Raw genomic sequence first — 22,668 nt, 5'->3', positions numbered from 1 at the left:
AAGGTAGACTGTGTGCACCAGCCCTGCGTAAAGTTCCCTGCTGAACCATTGTTCAAGAGGGCCTAGCCTCGCACCACTAATGTTTTTCGCCTCATCACCTTTCAAGCCTTCCGCTCTCCTAGGCGTCTTTTTTCTCTGCCAACTTTCACCAGCATTCGCCAAGCACTACCGCGTCTATCTGTTGGGTGGACAATCCAATGGCAATGGTCGGGGTGATGCTGCGAAGCTCTCGGTCGCTCCCCTCGACTCTCTGGGCTTGGACGCCCCTCAGACGGACGTCTCCTTCTACTGGCACAAGACCCAGAACACCCCCAACGGTAACCTCACCCAAGACACTTGGATCGACCTTCAGCCAGGATCGGGGCATGGCGTAAACAACCCCTCAAGCTTTGAGCTCGAGTTTGGTTCCGAACTTTCTTTTGGCCGCGCGATGGCCGACAACGATCCTAACGTCAATGTCGCCATCATCAAATACACCGAAGGAGGAACAAACCTTCATACCCAATGGTCCGCGAGCGGTGCGCAGTATCTGACCTTCGTAGCAACGGTGGAAGCTGGACTCGCGGCGCTCGAAACCGATGGTCACACCTATGAAATAGGAGGGATGGTCTGGATTCAGGGAGAATCCGATACAGGAGCCGCCAACGCCGCCAACTACGAAGCCAACCTCACAGACCTGATTCAGCGGGTCCGGCAAGACGTCTTCGACGGATTGTGCCCGGTGGCTACACCCTCCCCTTCGTCATCAGCGGGCTTTCTGACAGCCAGTACACCAACATCACCACAGTAGACTCCGGCCCCTATATCGTCCGCCAGGCTCAGGAAACAGTGGCCGCGAACGGACGTCAGACCGCTTTCGTGAACACCGACGGGCTCAGCACCTATTCCAATGGTGCACTTCACTTTGAGGCCTCGGCCCAAATCGCCATCGGGGAAGCCAGTGCAGCCCAAATGCTGGCCCTCGAATCAAAAGCCTCTCAACCTCAATCCATTCTGACTCAGAGAGCCAATCGGAACCGAGTTCTCCAAAAATTCCACCCTCCCACCGACTACCGCTTGGGACGAAGTCACCCGTCGTTGTGTCATGGCTGTCACAATTCTTTGGAGACAAGGAAAGTCCGCCATCTTAAATTAGTCTGACGGAGAAGATTGCCAGGCGCTTACTTAAGATACGCGTATCAATATCTGGTATAAATTTTAAAAAACACCACTAAATGTGGGTGTTAGGGTCCGTTAGCTTGCTCAGGGGTGTCATTCTTTCCAGAATGATCGGCAACTCCCTATGTACCTCAAATCCCTCGATATCCAAGGCTTCAAGTCCTTTGCGGATAAGACCCATTTCGAATTCGATACCGGCGTGACCGGCATCGTTGGACCCAATGGCTGCGGCAAATCCAACGTGGTGGATGCCATCCGCTGGGTGCTGGGCGAAACCTCGGCCAAGGCTCTCCGCGGCGGCGAGATGGCTGACGTCATCTTCAACGGAACCGACAAGCGCAAGGCCCACAGCATGGCCGAGGTCATTATGACGATGGCGGATTGCGAAGTCGCTCTGAAAACCGATTTCAACGAGGTCGCCATCACCCGCCGGGTCTTTCGGGATGGCAAATCCGAGTATCGCATCAACGACAAGGCCTGCCGCCTGCGGGATGTCCACGAGCTCTTCATGGACACCGGTATCGGTCGCTCGGCCTACTCCATCATGGCGCAGGGCCAGATTGACCAGATTCTTTCTTCCAAGCCGGAAGAGCGCCGCGCGGTCTTCGAGGAAGCGGCGGGCATCACCAAGTTCAAGAAGGATAAGAAGGAGGCTCTTCGCAAATTGGAGTATACCGAAGCCAACCTCCTCCGTACCGGCGACGTCATCGCCGAACAGGAACGCCGCATGAATTCGCTGAAGCGCCAGGTCTCCAAGGCCCGTCGCTACAAGGAGCTCTCGAGCGCGGTGACCATTCTGGACACCCACCTTTCCCACAAAAACTGGACCGAATTCAAAGCCAACGAGTCCGAACTGGAAACCAACCTGAAGTCGCTCGAGAACGAAGTGGACGTCTTGGAGGTGGAACTCCCCGCCTACGAGGCCGCTGTCACCGAAACCCGTGACGCCTCCCAGGAACTCGAAAGCGAGCTCTCCGATCTGCGCCAACGAATCTCTTCCCACAAAGCCGCAGCGGATTCCGCGCGCTCCCGCATGGGGTTCAATGAGGAACGCCGCAACGAACTGAACAAGCGCATCGAGCAGCATCGCGCTGAGATTGAGGAGACCAAAGAGCGCCTCAGTCAGCAGGAAAATGACTTTGCCGAATCCCAAACCCAAAGCGAAGAGCGCCAGGAACGCATCCGTCAGGGCGAAGAGGCCGTGGCCGAGCAACAGGAGATTGTCCTCAATGCCCGCAGCGCCCGTGACAGCCTGAACGCCCGCCTGCGTGACACGCGCCGCCGGGCCGAAACGACCCGCACCCTGGTCGCGACGATTCAGGCCAAAATCGAATCCGATCTCGCCCAAGCGGAAGCCAGCCGCGAGCGGGCTCGCCAATTGGAAGACGAGGAGCAGCGCTTGGCCCAAGAACTCGCCCAGGCCAAAGCCAGACAAGACGAAGCCACCCAAGCGCTCACCGAGCTGCAGACTCGCCAGAGCGACCTCACGGAATCCTTGGAGACCGCGGAACGGGCCTTCCAGCACACCCGGGGCGACCTCGATGCCACCAAGAAGGCCGCCGACGAACTGCACCGCAATTTCACCGGCAAGAAGTCACGCCTCGATGTTCTGACCCAAGTTTTGGAAAGCGGCGAAGGACTGCTGAAAGGGACCAAGGCCGTGCTGAAAGGTCTCGATGATCCGGACTTGTTCCGCACCGGCGTGGATGGCGTTTTGGCCAGCCGGCTGAAAGTGAGCGACGAGTTCGCGCCCGCCATCGAAGCCGTTCTCGGCGACACTCTGCAAGCGGTGTTGGTGCGGGACAGCGAATTTGCCGAAGAGATTCTCGAGCGCCTCATCAGCAAGAAGCTCGGTCAAGTGGCCCTCCTGCCCAAGGACTTCGCGGGTCTCGACCGGGCGCACCAGACCGAGGCCCTTCCGAAGGGAGCCCTCGCCTGGGCAGCCGATGCAGCTAAAGCCGATGAGTCGGTCAGCGATCTGGTCTCCACCCTTTTGGAGAAAACTCTCATCGTCCCCGACCGGGCGGTGGCCAACGAGTTGCGGAAGTCCTTTGGCGACCTCACCTTCGTGACCAGTGCGGGCGAGCTATTTTACCCCAACGGAATTCTCCGGGGCGGCCAATCTCAAGGCAGCGGCGACTCGGTTCTGAAACGCCAAAACGAGGTCGATGCTCTTGCCAAAGAGGTCGAGCAGTTGGAGCAAGAAGTTGAGGAGCAGCGCCTGAAGGTCGAGGACCTCGACGCACAGTCCTACGCCGCCCGCGAAGAGGCCGAGCAATGCAAGAGCCGCTTGAGCGAGGTTAAGGTGGAGGTCTCCAAGGCCCAGGGCCAGACCTCCCTCGCCGAACGCGAAATCAAGAACTTGGAAGGCAAGTTGGAGCGCTTGCAAATGGAGCGGGAGAACACCGGCAATCGGGTTCAAAATGCCAATGACTCCAAAGCCAGCCGCGAGGAAGAGCTGATCACTGCCCAAAGCCAGGTTGGAACTTTGGAAAACGAGTTGGCCGACTTGCAGAACGAGTCGGATGGCCTGGAGGACCGCCTCAACGAACAAAGCGAAAGACTCAATGAGCTCCAAACCGAGCTCGCAGTCGAACGCCGTGCCCACCAATCCGAGCAGGACCAGCAACGCCCGATGCAAAGCCGCATCGAGGAGCTGAGCAATCTGATGGTCAAGCGGGAGGCGGAAATCGTGGAGTTCCAAAACCGCATCGGCAACGACGCGGAAGACGACAGCATGCTCGAGATGGAGATGCTCGAGAACCAGGATGCCGCTGCCGAGTTGGAGAAAGACCTGGGTAGCTTCGACGAGCGCCGGCTGCAGCTGCGCGAGTCCATCAAGGTGGAGGAGGAAAAGCTCAACCGAATCCGCGAACACATTCGCAAGCTCACCGACCAACGCGGTCGCGAGGAAGTGGCCCACACCAAGGTGCGACTGAAGTTGGAGAATCTGGAAGAGACCGTAATGGAGCGTCACCAGCTCGAGCTGGAGCACTTCCGCCCCGACGCCCACGCCCTTTTGACCTGCATCAACGAGCAGAAGAACAAGGCCCGTGGCCTGGACCTGCCGGACGAAACACCTGCCGCCGCTCCCCCGGAAAGCGAGGAAGATGAGATCGACGAAATCGCCGCGCTGAAGGTTGCGGGACCGGACTGGAAACTGGTCGAGGTTCTCGTCACCGACCTGCGCCGCAAGGTGGACTCCATGGGACCCGTCAACGTGGATGCCATTGAAGAATTCGAGGAACTGGAAGAGCGCCACAACTTCGTGGTCAGCCAGCACCAGGACCTCGTGAACTCCAAGACCGAGCTCTTGGAAGTCATTGCCAAAATCAACGACGAAACCACCAAGCGTTTCGCGGAGACCTTTGCCACCGTGCGCAAGAACTTCCGCGACATGTTCAAGCTTCTCTTTGGCGAGCAAGGCAAGGCCGACCTCGTGCTGTTAGACGAAGACGACCCCTTGGAATCCGGCATCGAAGTCATCGCCAAGCCTCCCGGCAAAAAGCTCCAGAGCATCAGCCTCCTCTCCGGTGGCGAACGCTCCATGACTGCGGTGGCCCTGCTCTTTTCCATCTACAAGGTGAAGCCCAGCCCGTTCTGTGTTCTGGACGAGCTCGACGCGCCTTTGGATGAATCCAACATCGGACGTTTCCTCAAGGTTCTCGATGCCTTCATCGACCAGAGCCAGTTCATCATCGTCACCCACAGCAAGCGCACCATGGCGCGCGCCGACATCATGTATGGAGTCACGATGGAAGAGTTCGGAGTCTCCAAGCCTGTCGGGATGCGTCTCACCAACGAGGAGAACAAGACCGAGGCGAAAACGGCAGCCCAGAAGGCCGCCGAACGCCTCGACGCCTGAAAGGATTCAAAGCTCCAAACGAGCACTGAGTCAGGTCTGGCGCAGGGAGGTCCCAATTTGAATCGCAACCGCTTTTCAGCGGTGGCGACCATCTCGGTGCCGACCCTTGGTATCAAGGACAAGACTCTGCAAAAGGGCGAGAAATACGAGCACGTCATCGAGGCTGCAGAACGCTCCCCCGCGGGCGAACCGATGGGCGCCATCGAGGTCTCCATCACCCCGGAGATGGCGGGCCGGATTCAGAAGCAGTTCCCAGTGGAAGTGCAGGAAGTCGGGGACGCGCAAGACTCCTGCGAACCACTTTCCAAAGCGGAAGAAATCGTCTCCACCTACGCCGACCAATGGACGGTCTGCGTGCTGGAGGAAGACGAGATTTCCCAAGAGGAAGAGGACGACACCTTGTCCGATATCGACGCGCTGTTAGAAGCCATCGAAGCCATTCTGGACGAGGAAGAGAACGAGGAGTCTTCCATCCTCACTGCCGAAATTTCCCTCCTCAAAGACCTCGTCGCGAAATGCTATCAGCCGCAAGTTCCCCTGTTGATGGACCGGGGTCCTGAGGCGCAAGCCGAGCCCCGGAAGCAGCCCAAGCTCTTTCCAACAACCCAATCTGCAAATCCATTCCTCAAGGTCTGCGAGAACCTCACCGCGACTCCCCCTACCGCCCCTCTCCTCCTCATGGACAGAGGCCTCCCCGCTCCCGAAGAAGCCACCGTGCAAGGAGATGACAGTCCGGTTCTTTCGCCAGCGGCCCCACTGGCCAAGCGGCCCGAGGCCGTCTCCCAGCCCCGTCCCTTTGCTGAGCTTCTCCGCAGAAAGGCGCTCCCAAGCCCCGCGAAAGCTGATGAGCCGAAAGAGGAAGCTCCCGCTCAGGCACCCGAATCTCCAGCCACAGACCCCAAAGAGTTCCCCGCGAATCAACGGCCTTCTATCCCCCTTCCAACGGATAGAATGGTCGCCACTCTTGATGGCGCTTTGGAGGCGAAGTTGGTGAATCACCCTTGCCAACCAGAAGCACCAGTTCCGAAGCCCAGCGAAGTCACCAAAACGATTTCGCCAACCGAGGCCCCGGCCTTGGAGAAGAAGGTCCAAACTCCGAAGATTGCAGAGGCCATCGCCAAAGCGCCGCCTGCCCCAATCCTCCCTTTCGAAAAAGCCATTCAATTTGCGGATCTGACCGAAGAGCCACGGGAAAAAGCTCCAGCCCCCGAGTCGACACCCACCGCCCAGGACCCCATTGAGGTTCTCGCGGAAACTCTGCCCACGGCCCCTGTTGCCACGGAGACAGCAGACCAAGCTGCCGACGAAATCCAAACAGTAAGCGTTAAAGTCCCCGCCAGCGATTCGACAGAACGACCTTCGGAGTCCAGCCAAGTTCCCGACAAGGAACTGGATGCCAAGGCCAAACCTTTGGAGAAAAAAGTGCAAGCTCCGAAGACGGCAGAGGCCATCGCCAAAGCGCCACCCATCTCCGTCCTTTCCCCAACAAGACCCGCGCACCCCCCAACCAAAGCCGAGGAGCCGCGCAAAGAGATTCCTTCCCCTGAACCTGAGACTATCACTCAGGAACCCAGCAAGGTCGTCACTGAAACCTTGCCTCCCAAATCCCTGGCTACGGACCAGAACGTGCAGGCTGCAAAGACCGCAGAGGCTGCAGAGGCTGGCGTCGAGACCCCCACACCGCATCCTTCCCTTTCAGCAAAAAAGGCAAAAGCTCCGGACAAAATCGAAGCGCTGAGCGAAGGCCCATCCCCGCTCGAATCTCCAACCCCTGCGTCGCCCCCTACCAACCCCCCCTCCCAGGTTTCTTCCCCCGGGGCGCTGTCCTCGGACAGAGGTGACGAAGCCAAGGAAGTTGCCGGGGAAATAGCGCCTAGCGAAGAGAACACCCCGTCTCCAACCAGTCCTTTGCTTCGCGCTCGCACCATTGCTGCGACGATCGATTTACTGTTCGCCATTTCTATCTGCGCTCTAGCCAACCTCCTCCTTCCTAACAGCTTACACCTCCTGTCCTTCCTTCTAGGAGCCAGCTACCTCCTCACCAAGGACTCACTCGGTATCTTGAACGGTCGCAGCATCGGCAAGAGGTTCATGAAATTGCGGGCCGAAACCCGCAACCACCGCCCCCTCACTGGCGACTACCGAAGCAGTCTCCGCCGCAACCTTTCCTTCCTCATCGCACCCATCGAGTTTGCGATCCTTTATGTTCGCGAGGACGAACCAACCCGTGGACTCCGCTTGGGAGACGACTGGGCGCGGACTCAGGTTGTCCCTTTCGAGAAGCCTCTCCCGCGGAAGACAAAGTGGCTACCTTAGGCGAAAATTAGGCTTTTCTAACAACTCCCGCCGAAATGAGAATGCAATGCATTTACATAGCAGGGATCCCATCGAAGAAAGTTTTCTGTTCGGTGAAAAGGACTCGACGAATTGATTCTGTTTCGATGCTCTCTCGCAGATGAGTCAAACAACCCCGACGCCCGACATCCCAAAACCGAGCATTCCGAAGCCCAATATTCCTAAACCCAATATTCCGGCTCCGAACGTCAACCGCACCGCTGATAGCGCCCCTGTCTCCATGGTGGAAATGGGAGCGATGGAAGCGCCAGTCAAGCCTACTCCCGAAGAGGAAATTGAAGAGAGCCAAGCCTACGATTACACCGAGACTCTCCTTCCCCAGCGTCTCCTGGCCGGCGTGATTGACGGCGCGGTGGCCTTCGCCCTCGTTTGGGTCCTTGGACTCGTTCTCCCCGACTTCCTCAATCGCTTCCCCTACGGTATTTTCATTGCCTACCTTCTTTTTAAAGACAGCATGCCCTTCCTCAACGGCCAAAGCGTCGGCAAAAAAGTCACCAAGATTCAAGCGGTCGCCGAGGACGGAACTCCGCTCACCAAGGACATCACCAAAGGCATCATTCGCAACGTCTTCGTCGCGATTCCAATCCTCGCGATCGTCGAGTTGTTCATCCTCAACTCTCGTGAGAAAACCCCGAGCAAGGGTTCACGACTCGGAGATGACTTTGCAAAAACCAAAGTCATCGAGGTCAAGGAGACAGCGTCCCAAACAACCGACACCGCCGAGTAACCCTTCAGAATTCTCTCACCTCTAGCGCCCTTCCCCGGGCGCTATTTTTTTAGGATGGCCTGCAGCTCATGGGTCCTTTTCGCCTTGGGAACACTGGGCCCATTGTAGCCAAGCAAGCGGAAGCCCTCGGCGGTCACCTTTTGCGCCGCTAGTTCTTGGGTCAAAGCCTCTTTCGCGACGGCGACATTCTCGGAATTGTTCGGCCCCATCCATGCATAGGAATAGACGGTCATCGCCGGCACATCCGTGACCTCGACCTTCTCTCCATCCGCCCCAACCTCACCCACCGTGGTGTCCTGATAGAGAAAGCCCATCGTGGCCATCTCCAACTCGCCATCTTCTTCCTCCATTTTCATCTCAACTGGAGCGGTCATGGGGATGTCCTGCTTCTTGATGTGCATGAAAAGGGTTCAAAAGGAACGCGTCTGGCCTCCCCCGGCGGTGAAAGCCGCGCGATAAGCGGGATACTCCTTTTTCGTCACCTCATTGTAGGGCCCCGGCACCGGCCACCCCTTGGGCAAACTGGCCTCGTCCACATAGGCCGCGGCTTCTGCGGGCGCAGCCGCTGGTTTTTGTTCGGCACAACCTGTTGCAACCAAAAGGCCCAGAGAAACCAGCGAGATGAGAGGAGATTTCATAATCGGGGCAACCTGCCACTCATTGCGAAAGGTGCAAATTGATTTTATCGCGCCTCAAGGACAGGGAAAACCCTAGCCGCAGAGCCATTTGCGCCCTATTTTCGCCCCCAACCAACCTGCGCCATCGCCTTGTCCTACTCCATCATCGTCCCTTTTTATAACGAGGAAGAAACTGCCAAAGACGTCCTCGAAGAAATCATCGCCACCAATCCCGGGGCGGAAATCATCGCCATCAATGACGGCTCTGCGGACAAGACTTGGGAAATCATGCAGACCTTCGTGCCCCAGATTCGCGCCCTGCAGCTGCCAGTGAACAAAGGGCAGTCCGCCGCGATGTATGCCGGCCTCCGCAATTCCACCCAGCCATTGGTGGCTCTGATGGACGGCGATGGCCAAAACGATCCGGCCGAAATCCCCAATCTGATCGCCGAGCTGGAAAAATCTGGCAAAGACTTCGTCTGTGGCTATCGGGCCAATCGCCAGGACACCGCCTCGCGTCGCTACGCCTCCAAGTTCGCCAACTCCATCCGCCGCGCTTTTCTCCATGACGGAGTCCGCGACACCGGCTGCTCCCTGAAAGCGATGAAACGCGAGTGCATCGACGCCCTGGTCCCCTTCAACGGCATGCACCGCTACATCCCGGCGCTCTTGCTCCAAGCCGAACACGACTTTTCCGAGATTCCCGTCAACCACCGCCACCGTCTCGCCGGCGAATCCAAATACACCAACTGGGACAGGGCGCTCCGTGGGATTCACGATTTGATCGGAGTGAGCTGGCTGATTAAGCGCAAAGTGCCCTTCGCGATTGAAGAAGCAGGCAAGGACTGAGCTACGCAAACAGCAATTCCCCAACTCCGTTCCCCCCCCCCCGCAACTCCCCACGCCCCAAAGGGGCATCCCACGATAGCCTTTCTTTAGAAACTTTCCTCAAACCTTCCATGAAAAGCCCCGTTTCACCGAAAACCACCCTCACCAAAACCGAACTCGAACCCAACCTCGATGCGTTCCAATGCCCTGAGTCCGGTGGTCACTACATTCCTGCGGCCTCCTACTGGCGTTGGTTGGGAAAGAACCCCAGCCGCCTTCCTCAACTCCCTGTTTCAAGCGACGACCTTCCCGAAGTGGAAGAGACCGCCTCAACCCGCCTTTGCCCCGAGAGTGGGATGCCTATGCTGCGCTACAAAGTCGGCCACGGTTTTTCCTTCACCATCGACCGTTCTCCTTCGGGTGGAATCTGGCTGGATCGAGGCGAATGGGAAGCGCTGTGAGCGCATAACTTTCACGACGAACTCCACCTTGTATTCACCCTTCCGTGGCAGAACAAAGTGCGCCGTGCCGAGCAAGAGGACAAATTGGCTCAACTACTCCGCCAACGCATTGGAGAAGAAGCCTACGAGAAGACGACCGCGTTCCGGGACTGGCTCGAGACCCAAGCGGACCCCGCTCCGATTCTAGCCCTCCTTTCCGCGAACAAATGACTCTACGGGTGTCGTTCATGGGGTGGGCCTTCCAACGGGCCGATATCCGCGATGAAACGATTACTCCCTCTCAAAGCCTTCTTTGCTGGAACCATCTTAGCGACCAGCCCTTTGTTCGGCGACCTCCAGCCACACCGGCTTTGGGTTTTGGGCGATGTTCCCAAGCCGGGAGCGGTTAGTCTTGCTGATACCAATCACACGGTCGGAGCCGCACTCGAAGCGGCAGAATTCGAACCAAGGCTGCTTTTGTCCGAAAAGACACCTTTCCCCTATCACATTGAAATCGTCTCCCTCGGCAACATCTCATCGGTCAATGATCTCGAGGGTGCGAAACTTATGCTTTCCACTCAAGTTCCTGCCGAAACGATTCTCGAAGTCACCAGCTATCAACGAATTGAGGATGAACTACTACAGAAGAAGGAGGAGCTTCATCAACTAGTATGGGGTGAGAAACCAATCCAAGCTTACTCACATCTCTCCAGAATGGCGACTTTGCAGCTTCAGCTCAAACGATGGCAAGACCGGACTGTCAAACGAAGCCATCTGGATGAAATGAAGATTCTTATCCTCAATCTCGACAGCAAAGCAAAAGAAGCCGTCCGAAACTTGGCCGAGAAGCGAATCGAAGATCTCCATGCTAGTGGAATCGGTCCTAGGCACCCTGCGGTTCAGGAAAACAAACGAATCGCCGCCTGGACGACTATCCCGACTCCTGCAGCTAGTAATTAAGCAAACTGAGAAGGCGCCTAGCCCAACTCCTCGTCTCCCCAAATCCCCTTCGCAGACAGGAACGGCGGTTTTCAAGAGGCTGTGATCGATGTTCAATCCTCCCATGTTCGACCTACTGATTCTCGCTCATGAAGTTGCTGACCTGCCCGATGGAGACGGCTGGATGCATAGTCCCTTTTTCAAAGGGTCACTTTTCGGACAAGAGGTCGTGCTCTACCCTTGGAAAATCATCGGCTACTTCGGGGTCACCATGTTTGCGGGCCGTTGGTTTCCGCAGCTCATCGCCTCCAAGAAAGCCAAGCAGGTCAAGATGCCGCGCATCTTCTGGATCATGTCCGTCCTCGGCTCCATCTCGCTCCTCACCTACTTCACTTTTGGAAAAACCGATTCCGTCGGCGTGCTAGCCAATCTATTCCCCTCCTTCGTCGGCCTTTATAATCTCATCTTGGATTTGAAGACCGGTCCGGCACCCAAGGAGTAGGCCGCCGGGCGTGGAGTCGGCAGCACTTGAAAATCAGCGAGTGCGCGACCTCCTTCTTGGGAGCTCCTTCTCATCGACTCGCACTTCTCTCTTGTTAGGCTTTAACCTCCTGCACAGTGATCATCCATTGCAGGCCGAATCGATCCGTGACCATCCCGAAACAGGGTGACCAAAAAGTCTCGCCCAGTGGCATGGCCACTTCGCCGCCGTCGGCCAGTTTGGCGAAGGCCTCTCTCGCATCGGCTTCGGACTCGAAGGCGAGGGAGAGTGAAAATCCCGCAAATTGGACCTTTTCCTCACTCTCTCCGCAACAGCTGTCGGAAGCCATTACCTTGTTCTCACCGATCTTGAGGGTTGCGTGCATCACCTTGTCAGCATTTTCCTCGGAGTCCATGCCGGGCGGTAGCGGGTCAGGACAATCCTTGAAGCGCATCATCATTTCCACCTCGGCACCAAGGTTGGCAACATAGAATTCGATGGCTTCTTCGCAGCACCCGTCGAAGAACAGGTAAGGTTCGATTATTGTTTTCATAGAGTTCAAGGGTCAGTCTCGATAATAAGACAAACGAAATGAAGGCGAAAGGACAGGAAGGTGAACTTTTCTTCTAAATGGGCAAAGTTCGTGCGTGAGCCAGCTGGGCACCCCTTTCGACCAAACAAATGATTCGTCCGAGAACCGATTGAGCCGACGATTTGCCGGTAAACAGGCAACTTCGATCTTTGCTATCTCTGCTCCCTTCTGTTCAGAATACCGCCTACCCTTTTCACCTTGAACAAACTCTTCTCACCCCTCGGCCTGACCTTGCTGGCGATTTTGGCTCTGATTCCTGGAATCTGGGAACTTCCTCTGGTCGATCGCGACGAGCCCCGCTTTTCCCACGCCACCGTGGAGATGATCGATCGGGGGGAATGGGCGGTGCCTTACTTCAACGACGAGTATCGATTCGACAAGCCGCCCCTGACCTACTGGTGGATGCGCGCGAACTTTGCGGCCTTTGGAATCAACGAATTCGGGGCCCGCATGCACTCGGTGCTCTCCTCCTGGTTGGTGGCCATCGCGCTCTTTTTCTTTGCGAGGCGCTTGGGTCTGGATCGAAAGATGGCCTTTCTCGCTGGAGCAGGCTGGCTGACCGCGCTGCAGGTCTTGATTCACTCGCGGCTGGCGGTCGCGGATATGCCGCTGATCCTGTTCATCGTCCTCGCCATGTCGACCTTGCACAAGGTGATGCATGGCGTGGGCAAGGCTTGGCTCAATTACCTGCTCCTCACCCTCTGGTTCGCGCTGGGATTTTTGGCCAAAGGCCCCCTCGCCTACGCCATCCCCGAGACCGCGCTGCTGGTCTTTTTCGGCATTCTTTGGTGGAAAGGGCGCAAAGCTGACGACGCGACCAAGAGCGGTCTGTTAGAACAACGCAGCCAAGTCTGGCGCGCGCAGAAGGCGGTGCTCATCACCCTAGTGCCATCGCTCGCGCTGGTGGCGATTTGGGGGATTCCCGCCCTCATCGATACCGAGGGGGCCTACTTTGGAATCGGGATTGGCAAGCATGTGGTGGAACGGGGAACGGGCGCGATGAACAAGCGCTTCTTCCTCCCCGGGCTCTACTACTTCCTGATCATCATTCCTTTCCTCCTGCCTTGGACTGCGCAGTTGCCCGCCACCTTGAAAAAGTCGCTCAAGGCAGGTTCGCTAGACACCCACTTCTTGCTGAGTTGGCTAGCCGCGCCCTTCCTCGTGTTCTCCTTTTACGCGACTCAACTCCCCCATTACGTCCTCCCCGGTTACCCTGCCTTCTTCCTCCTTCTCGCGCTGACTTATCGCGAGGGAATCGCGCTGGGTAAGTTCGGCCGCATCGTGCGCAACATCGCCTTGGCATTGCCGGCGATCCTCGGATTGCTGCTGATTATCATCGGACTCTCCCAAGCCACCCGCGGACGCGAAGCTCTCGATCTGGCCCTGCTGGTCACCCTGCTCGGCGGGGTCATGATGTCGCTCGCTATTGTCGGAGCTTCCCTGATGCGGCGGGAAAAATTGGCGCGAATCGCCACCATTTCGTCCTTTGCCTCCTTCACCGTTTTCTTCCTGCTCGCCACCGCAGTAGCTCGCAAATCCCACCTCACCCTGCGCTTGCAAGAAACCGCCGGATACCCTGCTGGCACGCTGGCCGCAGCAGGTTACAAGGAGCCGTCCTTGGTGTGGTATTTCGATGACTTTCAGGACAAGGAAAAGCGCGGCATCTGGAGCTTCCGCAATCTGGATGAACTCACTCCGGACCAAGACGGCCTCTCCATTGCCACCAAACGCCGCTGGCGAATCGACGACGAATCCTGGCTCCCCTTGTTGACCCTAAAGAAAGACATTCCCCTCGCCGACGACAACACCGCCGAGCTGGAAACCCTTTTTGGAAAAGAACGAATCGATACAGCCAAAGTGGTCTCCGGCTGGTCCCCTGCCACCTCCTCCTGGATCGAGGCCGTGATCATCGAGTAGGCGGTTGTCCGCTTCAATCAGGCTCTAACAAAGCACTCCGGCTTTCTCGTGCACCAAGAGGTGGCGCTTGCGGTCCAGTCCTCCGCCGTATCCCGTGAGCTTGCCATTGGCCCCGATGACGCGGTGGCAAGGCACGATGATGGAGATGGGATTGGCTCCATTGGCCAGCCCCACCGCACGCACGGCCTTGGGATTGCCGATGGCCTCGGCGATGGCCAAATAGCTCACCACTTCCCCGAACGGAATGTTTTCCAGCGCTTTCCAAACCGCACGTTGAAAGTCCGTTCCGACCGGGTCGAGCGCGACCTCGAAGACCTCGCGCTGACCTGCAAAATACTCCCTTAATTCCTTCTCCGCTTGGTCGAGAAAAGTACTTTCTCCCGCAACCCACTCTTCCTCATACCGGTCTTCGAAGTAGACCCCGGCGAGACCATTCGGCGACGCCAGGAGGGTCAAGCTACCTACGGGCGAGTCCATCTCGCGACCAAGAAAAAGCGTGTTCGTTTTCATCCTTCACTCAACCCTGCCACACGCATGGCCTCGCGTCGACTCCGGGGAAAGCCCCCGGACAGAACTTCCTGCAAGCGGGCGGAATACCCCTTGTCGCGCCCCACCCCCAGAAAGCCCGCCATCTCCTTTTCGAAAAAAGGCATCGCCCGCCGACACTCCCCGCCCTCCGCGAGAAAATTGAGCCCCCGGCGCAGCAAATCGAAAATCTCGGGCACCTCGCTCTCGCTCTCCACCGCTCTCTCCACCAACTCACCGAAGTAGGCGCCCAACACCGTGCGCCCGTAGTCCCCGCGCAGCGACTGCCGGAGGTCGACGACCCGCATCTCCCGCAGCGAGTGCAATTCGCTCGTGCTGCTGCGACTGCGCACCCAGCCAAACTCGGCCTCGATGAACAGGTCCAGCTTGCCGGCGTAGACACTTTTTGCGCCCCGCGCGCCTTTGGCCACCGTCTTCATCACCCCCCATTCCTCCGTGCACCAGGACACAATCAAGCTCGTCTCGGTGAGCTTGCGGGTGCGAATGATGATGCCGGTGGCGCTTTCCACGAGAGCACTCTAGCTCGGTTCGAAAAGGAGGAAAGCAACCAGCAGGTCACTCGCCCACGACCGCCACCACAATCTGCCGATGATGGCGGGCGCGGCGATGCTCGAAGAGGAAGAGACCTTGCCAAGTGCCAAGGACCATGCGTTTTTGCACGATTGGGACCACCTCGCTGGTGCGGGTCAGGGCCATCCGAATGTGACTGGGCATATCGTCGGGCCCCTCGCAGGTGTGGATAAAGTAGTCACTATCTTCAGGCACCAATCGGTCGAAAAAGGCCTCCAAGTCCGTCCGCGCCGAGGGGTCCGCGTTCTCCATAATCACCAGACTGGCGCTGGTATGCCGGACAAAGATAGTCGCGGTTCCGCTAGCGATCCCTGATTCTGCAACGATCTTCTCCACCTCACGAGTGATCTCGTAGGTTCCCTTGCCCGTGGTGCTCACTGAAAATGCGGCGGTGTATGCGGCCATGCCCCAACCTCGTTCAAAGAGCCCCCTCGCGTCCATCCTCTTTCGGGCCAGCATTTTTTTCGACCCACTGACCGCCATCCCCCTTTGCCTTGGCGTGATTTCAGCTGATAGTTGAAGCGTTGCCTGAGGAAGAACTAGAAAAGAATGAAAGTCCGCCGGACAAGAAGAAGGGCTGCTCCGGCTGCCTGGCTCGTCTTGGGGTGCTCGGCTTGGTTGGTCTGCTCGTTCTCGGGGGAACCTTGGTCTGGCTCAACGGACCCGGCTTTCGCTGGCTGGCGCAAAAATACGGACCTGACCTTTTGGCGAAAAGTGGCTTTGAAGGCGACTTTGAGATCTCCGGCAGCCTCTGGAAAGGCCCTAACATCGACTCCATCAACTTGAGCAGCGAAACTTCTCCGCTCAAAACGCTTTCTGCGACCAACCTCAAGCTTCGCTACAATCCGCTCGAGCTCAAAGACCTCAAAATCGAAAGTCTCGTCGCCGACAGCCTCACCATTGACCTTGATCTCAGCCAGTCCTCCTCCGAACCCAAGAAGGAAAAGGAGCCCTCGAATTCCAGTCTCGGCGACCTCTTGGCCAAATACCGTCCCGCGGCCACGCACCCCGAGATTCGCATCGGCGAGTTGAATCTCCATGTGCACAAGGCCGAGCAAAATTTCTATCGTCTGGAGAAGGCCAGTCTCGCCCACGCGTCAGGAGACTCCCGCTTTGTTCTGGAACCCGGCACCGTGACTGACTTTGAGGACAAAACCTTCCAACCGGGCACAGCCGAAATCGTCTGGAACGAGGACAACTTTTCCCTCTCGGACATTCCCCTTGCTGCCGAAGTCGCGGTGCCCAACCTGGTGCTCGAGGTCGATCCCCTTTTCGTCGATGGCCGGCTGGCAGCCTTCAACAGTGCCATCGACCTCCAGACCGATTTGCGCTCGCAAGTGACCGCCACCTTGGCTGACCAAGCTCTCGACCTGGCCCCTTTCCTGGAGATGGCTCCTGCGGCCGAGGGCATCGAAGGTAGACTAACAGACCTCAAGGTCACCGCCTCGGCCCTTGACCAAACCTTCGACCAATGGGCCCTGGACCTGACGCTGACCTTGGACGGCAACCGCTACCAGGAGCGCGCGGTGCCCCCCACGAAGCTGACCATCGAAAAGTCCGGACTGACCATCGATACCGCCGTCCGTTTCGAACTCCCCAAGCAACCCCAACTGCTCCAGGTCACCACCACCTTGGCACCCGAAACCGCCGAGAGTCCCGCGGAAGCTTGGAAGAACTCCAGCTCCGACATCACCACCGAACTCGCGTCCCTGGCCTCCTTTCTGGAAGGAATCGCGCCGCCCCTCAATCTCCCCACCCCACCCGACGGTTGGCCCGAAGGCGAGGCGCTTCTGTTAGGTACTGTCTCCCTCAAAGACGGCGAACCCGCCGCCTCCAAGCTCTCCCTCTCATTCAATCGTCTGGATTGGGCCGAGGCCCAGTTTCGCAAGGGCGAGCTGGTGGTGAACTACATCGATGCCGATTCCGACATCAAGGCCGACCTGCTCATCGAGCAAAGCGAAGACTCGATTCTCTCCTCACGCGCCAGCTTCAATCCCAAGAGCCAGTCCTACGAGGCCACTTTTACCGCAAAGGACTTCAAGGCCGACACCCTGCAACCTTTCATCCGGCTTTCCGTAGGTGACTTTCCCCTCGCAGGCACCATCTCTCTCGACTGGCAGGGCAACGGCTCTTTACCTGATATCGAAAGTCACCGGGGCCGCTTGAACTTAGAGCAAACCAGAATTGCCATCGACCAACAGACTCCGATTCTGGTCGGACTCAATGCGAACTACGAAGGCATCAGCTCAGTCCATCTCTCCCGACTCGAGGTCCAACAGCAGGACCAGCGGCTCTTTACAGAAGCTCACTGGGATGGCAAACGAGTCGAAATACCTAAACTCTCGGTCATCAAGGGTGAGCAACAACTGGTCACCGGAAAAGTTTCCGTTCCCTTCTCGCTCGACCTTGATTTCGCAAACTACTTCACCTTGGAAGAGAAATGGTCGGTCGAACTCAATGCTGATCGACTCAATATCCCTGCCACCGGCGAGCTACTGGCTCTCCCGATTCCAGATGGTCTTCAGGGCATTCTGACCCTGGACGTCAGCGTGGCAGGCTCACCAGCCCAGCCCTCAATGGCTGGCAAAATTCTGCTCGAACGCTTCACCTTGGAAAAAGTCTCCCAGCTTCCTGCGACCGACGCTCGCCTCGCTTGGGCCAGTGCCGGTCAAAGCCTGACCTTGGATGGCACCATTGAACCTGAAGGCCGCAATGCGATAGCAGTAAACGGCAGCACGGGCTTCTACCCCAAGAAATGGGCCGAAAACCCAAAAGCTTTTCTCGATGAGTCTTTCAACTTCCGGGCAAGCGCCCCGAATGTGCAGCTCGCTCCCTTCGCCGACCTTTCACCCGCTATCACCTCCTTGGAAGGAACCTTGGCTATCGAAGCCAATGCCGCCGGGACGTTCCGCACTCCGAATATCACCGGAAACCTTGACTTGGACCTGCCAAAAGCCCGGTTCGACATCGACCGGCTGCGTCGGGTGAGACAAACCAAACTCAAGCTTCGTTTCGCGGAAAACGTGGTGCGGATCGACCCATTCAGCACCTCCGTGGATGGCGGCCTCTTTGATCTAACAGGCACTGTCGACCTCAAGGACACCAGCGACCCAATCTTCGATCTGAGACTTTCTGCGGACAAAGCTCTCGCTTGGCGGGACGACAACATCAACGCCCGCTTGGATGCCGCCCTAAAACTAAGCGGCCCCTTGTCCAAGGCCCGACTCAGCGGCGAGCTCGGGGTGGTTGAGTCCCTATTCTATAAAGACATCGAGCTCCTCCCCCTCAACGTTCCCGTCTCCATGCCCAAGGCTCCTAAACTGCCATCCGTTTCCAAGAAGCCCAAAGCTACCGGCAACAAGAATGCTCTTCCAATCCCGGATCCGTTTGGCAGCTGGACCATCGACTTGCGGGCTCGGACTATTGACCCCTTCCTCGTCCGGGGCAACCTGACGGACGGTCGGGTGGTCGGTGAGCTCACTGCCACAGGCGTGTTGGCCAATCCGCAGTTGAATGGTGAACTGGTGGTGGAAGAACTCAGCGCGGCCCTTCCGTTTTCTACCCTCACCATCAAGGGAGGCCGTGCCACCTTCTCGCCGAAAAACGGCTTTATCCCCGCCCTCGATATTCGGGCCCAATCCCGGATACCCCCTTATAATGTCGACCTATTCGTTTCGGGGGTGGCGACCAAGCCCACAATCAACTTTTCCTCCAACCCGCCACTCCCCGAAAGCGAAGTCATCACCTTGCTGGCCACCGGAACGACGACTTCGGGCTTGGAAGATCCAGATGCCGCGAGGGGGAAAGCCTTCCAGCTGTTGATCGAACAGATCCGCCGAGCCCCACCAGGCTCTCCCCTCCATCCCTTGGCTAAATTCGCGGAACCTCTCAAGGATGTCGAAATTCAAGTGGCCGGAGCCGACCCTTTCACTGGCAAGCGTCGCAACTCGGTAACCATTCCCGTCCCTGAAAGTGACCGCTGGTTTGTGACGGCAGCAGTGGACTCTGAAAGCAATACCAGAGGGCTCGTAATGTATATTCTGCGATTCGACTAAATGACTTTCTCTCTTCCAGCGCAACGGTTCAACGGTCTCAAGTGGGTTCGCTGGCTCACCATGCTTTTTTTAAACCTTCTGGCTTGTTCGGCATTCGCTTTACAGTCCGATACCGTCACCCAAGTGCGGATCGTTGGCCTGACCGGACTCTCGGAGGAGGAGGTCCTAACCCGCTTGGGAGGGAGGCTGGACTTTATCACCTCGCGCCCTCCCTCGCGTTCCCGAGCCGACGACGCGGACTTTCTTGTCAGTCGTTTGCTTGAAAAGGAAGGGTACTCCGACGTCACCATCTCGTGGCGGATTCCTGCGGACCGCAAGTCCATCGTACTCACTGTCACCAGCGGCCCTCGCCTGACCATTGGGAAAGTCGAAGTGGTTGGCGTCGATGGCGAAGACGCCGACACGATGAAAAAGTACTTCACGGGAACCAGTCTGGTGGGAGGAGACACGGATGTCCCCTATCTTCCGGACGAGGTCGATACTGCGGCGAAGAGCGCAATCACTTATCTCAAGGCGCAGGGATATTGGGAAGCGGAAGGCAAACTGGGGCCACCCGAAATTAACCCCACTTCGCGCAAGGTCAACCTCACCATCAATGCCGATCCGGGACCGCTGCACAAAATCGTTTCACTCGAACTGCTAGGCACAATCCCCCCCGAGTTGCCCAAGCTTCCCACCCGCCTGCAACGCTTTGTCGGCAAAACTTCAACCGCTGAAATCTTGCGCGAGATTAAAGGGGGTGCCACGGGGGAGATGCGAGACAAAGGCTATCAGTTCGCCGATGCAGAGTTGGTTGCGACCCACGAAAACGGAAGCACCCGCATTACTCTTACTTTGGACCCTGGCCAGCAATATCAATTGCGCCGAGCACTCATCACCGGTCCGGACAAGATGGATATCACCCGGGTGCAAAAGCTATTCAATCGCTCGGTTGGCGAACCATATGATGAAACCAAAATCACCGATTTGCGCAATGACCTCCTCTCTACGGGTGCGTTTGATTCCATCTCAAGCGACCGGGTCGTCGACGCAGAAGCGCGGGCCATCGACGTCACGCTTCACCTGAAAGAAGGCAAACCGAAAGGCATCTCCTACTATCTGGGGGCAGGTTCTTTGGAGGGCTACATCCTTGGAGCTTCCTACTACGACCGCAACTTTATGCGGAAGCTCTACAATCTCAATATTGCGGCGGAATACTCCGCAATTGGTTTCCTGGGTGAAGTATCAGTTACCGACCCCTTCGTGCTCGGCTATGACCTCCGCGCCACCCCTCGTGCCTTTGCCCTCACCCGCACCTACGATGAATACTTCAAGTTCGAACTGGGGGTAGGGATTCTGTTTTCCGGGGAACTCTCCCCTCGGCAAACTTGGGAAGCTGGTGCCCAACTGTCTTTCGCCACCGTGCAGCCCGAGGGCCTTCCGGTCGAGGCCCTTGGCCAGACCGATTATTTCCTCGCAACCGTTGGTGCCACCTGGCTCTACGACAGTCGCAACTCGAAGGTATCTCCGACCAAAGGTCTTTTCGCCAAAGTGAGAGCAGAACTCGGAGCTGTCACCGCCGATACTCCCAATGCGTTTCTCCGCATCAATGGACAGGTGGCCTATCACTTGCCCTTGGATGACAAAAACGGTTTGGCCTTCAATTTGCGCACCGGAATTCTCTCTCCAACCGACGGTGACGAACTCCCCGTCGACCTCCGCTATTTCCTCGGAGGTTCGGATTCCGTGCGTTCTTTCCCCGAACGCGACTTGGGTCCCCAAGTCGATGGCAGTGCTCGGGGCGGGCAGGCCTTCTGGTATGCGAATGCCGAGTACATTCGCACCTTGGCTGGTCCGCTTCAGGCGGTCGTTTTCTTTGACGCGGGCTCATTGGACGAGTCGGCCCTTTCATGGCCATCGTTCGATCCCAAGCTCGCTGCCGGGGTAGGGCTTCGCCTTGACCTGCCAATTGGTCCCATCCGATTCGAGTATGGCCACGCCCTCAATCCTTCATCAGACGATCCCTCAGGGGCGTTCCACTTTTCCATCGGAGCTTCCTTTTAAGGGCAACGGAACCGTCCGAACGCCAGAGCGAAGAGTCGTGAGATATTGCTCCAACAAAGAGGAAGCGGTCTCTTTGTGAGCAGGATTTCCGAGCTGATTTTTCTCCGGTAGTTCGCTGGGATTATTTTTGAGATTGTACAATGCAATCGGCTCGAAAGTCTTCAGCTGGTTGTCACTCTGAATGATAATTTTCCAATCTCCTTTGCGAAAGTGAACCTCTTTGAGCGCCCCGGCCTGCTGCATGAGAAACTCCCGCGGCTGATACTCTCCCTCCCCAGTTAGTAGTGGAAGCAAATTATTTGAGTCCATCGCCTGGTTATCCGGATAACCCGTCCCAACCAAGGCCGCGCAGGTAGCAAGCATATCCTGATTGACTACCGGCTCGGCGGAGAAACCAGGTTCAATCTTATCTTTCAAGAAAGCAAAAAAGGGAACCCGGTGTCCTCCCTCTTCCGGCGCATTCTTACCCTTGGCCCATCCTCCACTCGAGCGGTGCCCGCTCTTTATCGTATTTTTATCAGACAAAAGCCCGCCATTGTCGGAAGTGAACACAATCAGCGTATTCTCAAAATATCCATTTCCCTTGAGGGCTTCAATGATGCGTTTGATTTCCAGATCGAGCGCCACCACCATATCGAGATGAGCCGAAGGAGTGGTGCCTTTGACTTCGCGCTCCTCGAATTGCTCGGGCGGACAGTGAGGGAGATGCACCGAGGGGGTGCAGTAGTAGAGAAAGAAGGGCTTGTCTTTCTCCTGCGCGGCAATGAAGTCGGCGGCCTTGCGAGAAACCAGTTCCGCAATTTCCCGCGCATCCCACTGCGAGTCCCCCATCCCGGGCCCCTTCGAGCTCAGGTCTTTTGAATTCTTCGCATTGTTCTTATCGAGAAAGACGATCTCCGAATTCTTCTGGAGGGGAAACCATTCCCGGTTCTCATAGGCCAGATAAATGGGTCCTTGCACCCCACAAGGCAATGTGAAGTCGTAGTCAAAGCCCCAGGTGCGGGGGCCATTGCCAGTCATTCTGGTAAGGTCTACCTTGCCTGAGAGGTCGCCGTTATCAGTTCCACGATAGATTCTGCCTGTCTTTTTGTCGCGGAAATCGCTTCCCAGATGCCACTTTCCAACAAAGCCGGTGGAATACCCCGCATCACGAACGACCGTTCCCAGAGTCGCTTCCCCCTCGCGAAAAGCCGTCTCGCGAAAGGTCCCCCAAACTCCCCAGGGCGCGTTGGACCGATAATTGTTGTTGCCACTCATCACGCAATATCGAGTCGGAGAGCACAGCGAGGTGGCAGAGTGTCCGTCGGTAAACCATAAGCTTTCTTTCGCCAGCGCATCCAGATTGGGAGTCTCGACCACCGGCTTTTTTCCCAGCTGCTCCCGAACATGGTAACTGAGGTCCCCCAGCCCCACGTCATCCGCCATGATGAATACGATGTTGGGGCGTTCGGCTAGGAGTGAGACTGTTAGAGAAGCCAAGAAAAGAGGCAGAAGTTTCATGCTATTGCGGAAATAGCTTCCTGCCCCCTCTTCTT

At 57.2% G+C, this 22,668-nt stretch carries 19 protein-coding genes; 12 read left to right on the top strand and 7 right to left on the bottom strand.

From position 1 onward, the window contains the following. Positions 1-79 precede the first annotated feature (79 nt). The 4 genes from IE099_RS16545 (at position 80) to IE099_RS16530 (ending at position 8,105) form a co-directional block, all read left to right on the top strand. Positions 80-790 (top strand): sialate O-acetylesterase, encoded by a 711-nt coding sequence (locus IE099_RS16545; RefSeq protein ID WP_189572328.1) that lies wholly within the window; start codon positions 80-82, stop codon positions 788-790. 492 nt (positions 791-1,282) lie between these two features. Beyond that, on the top strand, positions 1,283-5,023 hold the full coding sequence (smc, locus tag IE099_RS16540; RefSeq protein WP_189572325.1) for a chromosome segregation protein SMC: 3,741 nt from the start codon (positions 1,283-1,285) through the stop codon (positions 5,021-5,023). Between the two features lie 57 nt (positions 5,024-5,080). After that, positions 5,081-7,339: an RDD family protein gene (locus IE099_RS16535; RefSeq protein ID WP_229809556.1), complete on the top strand. Its 2,259-nt coding sequence runs from the start codon at positions 5,081-5,083 to the stop codon at positions 7,337-7,339. A 139-nt stretch (positions 7,340-7,478) separates the two neighbouring features. After that, a complete protein-coding gene (locus tag IE099_RS16530) occupies positions 7,479-8,105 on the top strand; it encodes an RDD family protein (protein ID WP_189572320.1) in 627 nt (208 codons plus the stop codon). Positions 8,106-8,146: 41 nt separating this feature from the next. Here IE099_RS16530 and IE099_RS16525 read toward each other — a convergent pair whose 3' ends face one another. Both IE099_RS16525 and IE099_RS16520 read right to left on the bottom strand, forming a co-directional pair. Then, positions 8,147-8,506 carry a heme-binding protein gene (locus tag IE099_RS16525; RefSeq protein ID WP_189572317.1) on the bottom strand — a complete coding sequence of 120 codons (360 nt, stop codon included), beginning with the start codon at positions 8,504-8,506 and terminating at the stop codon, positions 8,147-8,149. A gap of 9 nt (positions 8,507-8,515) precedes the next feature. Further along, positions 8,516-8,743, bottom strand: a complete 228-nt coding sequence (locus tag IE099_RS16520; protein WP_189572315.1) for a hypothetical protein — start codon at positions 8,741-8,743, stop codon at positions 8,516-8,518. A gap of 129 nt (positions 8,744-8,872) precedes the next feature. On the opposite strand from IE099_RS16520, the gene IE099_RS16515 reads away from it, so the two are divergent. The 5 genes from IE099_RS16515 (at position 8,873) to IE099_RS16495 (ending at position 11,431) form a co-directional block, all read left to right on the top strand. Then, positions 8,873-9,571, top strand: coding sequence for a glycosyltransferase family 2 protein (locus IE099_RS16515; RefSeq protein WP_229809555.1), 699 nt, complete (start codon positions 8,873-8,875; stop codon positions 9,569-9,571). A 110-nt stretch (positions 9,572-9,681) separates the two neighbouring features. Continuing rightward, complete coding sequence (locus IE099_RS16510; RefSeq protein ID WP_189572312.1) at positions 9,682-10,011, top strand: TFIIB-type zinc ribbon-containing protein; 330 nt, start codon at positions 9,682-9,684, stop codon at positions 10,009-10,011. Positions 10,012-10,068: 57 nt separating this feature from the next. After that, positions 10,069-10,221, top strand: a complete 153-nt coding sequence (locus IE099_RS16505) for a hypothetical protein (RefSeq protein WP_189572309.1) — start codon at positions 10,069-10,071, stop codon at positions 10,219-10,221. A 51-nt stretch (positions 10,222-10,272) separates the two neighbouring features. Beyond that, on the top strand, positions 10,273-10,950 hold the full coding sequence (locus IE099_RS16500) for a hypothetical protein (RefSeq protein WP_189572306.1): 678 nt from the start codon (positions 10,273-10,275) through the stop codon (positions 10,948-10,950). A gap of 103 nt (positions 10,951-11,053) precedes the next feature. After that, complete coding sequence (locus tag IE099_RS16495; protein WP_229809554.1) at positions 11,054-11,431, top strand: lipid-A-disaccharide synthase N-terminal domain-containing protein; 378 nt, start codon at positions 11,054-11,056, stop codon at positions 11,429-11,431. A gap of 94 nt (positions 11,432-11,525) precedes the next feature. Here IE099_RS16495 and IE099_RS16490 read toward each other — a convergent pair whose 3' ends face one another. Next, on the bottom strand, positions 11,526-11,963 hold the full coding sequence (locus IE099_RS16490) for a VOC family protein (protein ID WP_189572303.1): 438 nt from the start codon (positions 11,961-11,963) through the stop codon (positions 11,526-11,528). Between the two features lie 237 nt (positions 11,964-12,200). On the opposite strand from IE099_RS16490, the gene IE099_RS16485 reads away from it, so the two are divergent. Continuing rightward, the gene (locus IE099_RS16485) at positions 12,201-13,919 is read left to right on the top strand and encodes an ArnT family glycosyltransferase (RefSeq protein WP_189572300.1); all 1,719 of its coding nucleotides are present in this window, start codon (positions 12,201-12,203) and stop codon (positions 13,917-13,919) included. Positions 13,920-13,943: 24 nt separating this feature from the next. On the opposite strand, the gene IE099_RS16480 is transcribed toward IE099_RS16485, so the two are convergent. Genes IE099_RS16480 through IE099_RS16470 form a run of 3 tightly spaced genes read right to left on the bottom strand, consistent with a single transcriptional unit; the run spans position 13,944 to position 15,440 of the window. Continuing rightward, on the bottom strand, positions 13,944-14,429 hold the full coding sequence (locus tag IE099_RS16480) for a methylated-DNA--[protein]-cysteine S-methyltransferase (protein WP_189572296.1): 486 nt from the start codon (positions 14,427-14,429) through the stop codon (positions 13,944-13,946). After that, the gene (gene recO, locus IE099_RS16475) at positions 14,426-14,974 is read right to left on the bottom strand and encodes a DNA repair protein RecO (protein WP_189572293.1); all 549 of its coding nucleotides are present in this window, start codon (positions 14,972-14,974) and stop codon (positions 14,426-14,428) included. Before recO ends, IE099_RS16480 begins: the two co-directional genes overlap by 4 nt. Positions 14,975-15,020: 46 nt before the next feature. After that, the gene (locus IE099_RS16470; RefSeq protein WP_189572290.1) at positions 15,021-15,440 is read right to left on the bottom strand and encodes a secondary thiamine-phosphate synthase enzyme YjbQ; all 420 of its coding nucleotides are present in this window, start codon (positions 15,438-15,440) and stop codon (positions 15,021-15,023) included. Between the two features lie 119 nt (positions 15,441-15,559). Between IE099_RS16470 and IE099_RS16465 the strand changes: the two genes are divergently transcribed. Both IE099_RS16465 and IE099_RS16460 read left to right on the top strand, forming a co-directional pair. Then, complete coding sequence (locus IE099_RS16465; RefSeq protein WP_189572287.1) at positions 15,560-19,090, top strand: translocation/assembly module TamB domain-containing protein; 3,531 nt, start codon at positions 15,560-15,562, stop codon at positions 19,088-19,090. Continuing rightward, positions 19,091-21,133, top strand: coding sequence for a BamA/OMP85 family outer membrane protein (locus IE099_RS16460; protein WP_189572284.1), 2,043 nt, complete (start codon positions 19,091-19,093; stop codon positions 21,131-21,133). It abuts the gene before it with no gap. Here IE099_RS16460 and IE099_RS16455 read toward each other — a convergent pair. Next, a complete protein-coding gene (locus tag IE099_RS16455) occupies positions 21,095-22,633 on the bottom strand; it encodes a sulfatase family protein (protein ID WP_189572281.1) in 1,539 nt (512 codons plus the stop codon). The two genes, IE099_RS16460 and IE099_RS16455, sit on opposite strands and share 39 nt — an antisense overlap. Positions 22,634-22,668: the final 35 nt, after the last annotated feature.

Origin of the sequence: Roseibacillus persicicus (genome assembly GCF_014651675.1) — a bacterium.
GTDB lineage: Bacteria > Verrucomicrobiota > Verrucomicrobiia > Verrucomicrobiales > Akkermansiaceae > Roseibacillus > Roseibacillus persicicus.
This window is presented reverse-complemented; position numbering and strand designations above follow the sequence as displayed.